The sequence below is a fragment of the Rhodococcus sp. 14-2470-1b genome, assembly GCF_002259415.1.
GTDB lineage: Bacteria > Actinomycetota > Actinomycetes > Mycobacteriales > Mycobacteriaceae > Rhodococcoides.
In genome coordinates this window covers 1-1,613 of the sequence record NZ_NPFY01000056.1, presented here as the reverse complement: position 1 = coordinate 1,613, position 1,613 = coordinate 1, and the positions used below count along the sequence as shown (strand labels likewise).

Genomic DNA, 1,613 nt, shown 5'->3' with positions numbered 1-1,613 from the left:
CACCACCCACCATCGACCCAACACTCCTGACCGAACTCACCGACGCAGCCAGAGAAGAAAACAAAGCCTGCGCACGCAAAGTCGCCCACGCCGCACGCATCTGGGAAACCTGCATCGAACAAACCATCCACATCGGCGAACGCATCACCGACGCCGGCAACTACGCAGCCTCCGAAACCGCAGCCGCACTCGGCTGCTCCAAAACAGTCGCAGACACCTACTCCGACATCGGAATGGACCTGCGCCTACGCCTCCCCACATCAAAGCAGCCTTCGACGCCGGAGACCTCGACCTACCCCGAGTACGCGCCATCCACCGCCTCACCGCCCCCTACAGCACCCCCGCCGTCGAACACGCACAAACCGACATCCTCACCGCCGCCCTACACCTGTCCCCCGGACCACTCGCCACCGAAATCAACACCATCATGCACCGCTGCGCACCCGAGGAAGCAGCACAACTACGCACAGACCTCACCCGCCTGACCGGCGTGAAATACCGCGACAAAGACATGATCGCCACCATCGAAGCCAACCTCGACGCCGCAGACGCCGCCGCCAGCTGGCAACGCATCAACGAAGTAGCCGACACCCTCTGCCCCCGCGACCCCCGCACCCGAGGACAACGCCGCGCCGCCGCCTACACCGCCCTCATGCACAGCGAAACCCACATCGCCTGCACCTGCGAACCCGACGACAACCACCCCTGCACCGCCAACCCCGAACCCCCCGACCGCCGCCGACCCCTCACCACCGTCACCATCGACATCGACACCCTCCTGCACCTCGCCGACCTCCCCGCCTACCTCGCCGACCACGGCACCATCGACGCCGACTACGCCCGACAACTAGCCCACAACAGCGACCTGCAAATCCTCATCACCGAAGCCCTCGACCTCGCCCACGAACTAGGCCACATCACCAACCCCAACCCCAACCCCGACAACAACAGCGACGCACGAGACACAGATCCCGAGCCCACACGCACACCACGCCCCACCGCACACCCGACCTTCCATCCACTCGGACGCGGCCGACGACGCCGCGGACTCGACCTCCCCACACCCCCGGCCCCACACCCGACCCGCACACCCACCAACACCGACACCGACACCCCGGCCGGACAGTACGAAGGCCGATACACCCTCATCGCCGCACTCGAGAAAGCACTCACCACCAACCCCGCACTCGCAGTCCCGCTCTACCCCGACGGCCACGGCGGACTCACCACCCCACCACCCGGCGCACTGACCTACCGACCCGGCACCGCGCTCGCAGACCTCGTCCGACACCGCGACCGCACCTGCCGCCACCCCGGATGCGACATCCCCGCAGCCGGCTGCGAAATCGACCACGTCATCGCCTTCGACCACCACAACCCCACCCGCGGCGGCTGGACCATCCTCACCAACCTCCACTGCCTCTGCAGATACCACCACTCCCTCAAAACCATGGGCGCCTGGACACCCACCATGCTCGCCGGAGCCGCCGAACACTGGCAATCGAACTCCGGCACCACCGCAGTCACCCTCCCCGGAAACACCTACGGAACAACCGACCTCACCGCACAATCACTCATCCCCCACATACCCCGCAAACGCAGACCCACCACCA

At 66.2% G+C, this 1,613-nt stretch carries 1 protein-coding gene; it reads left to right on the top strand.

Annotation, left to right across the window (positions count from 1 at the left end):
* Positions 1–67: 67 nt before the first annotated feature.
* Positions 68–1,613, top strand: a 1,546-nt coding sequence (locus CH293_RS27650) for a DUF222 domain-containing protein (RefSeq protein WP_369597580.1), incomplete at its 3' end; no start/stop codon positions are given.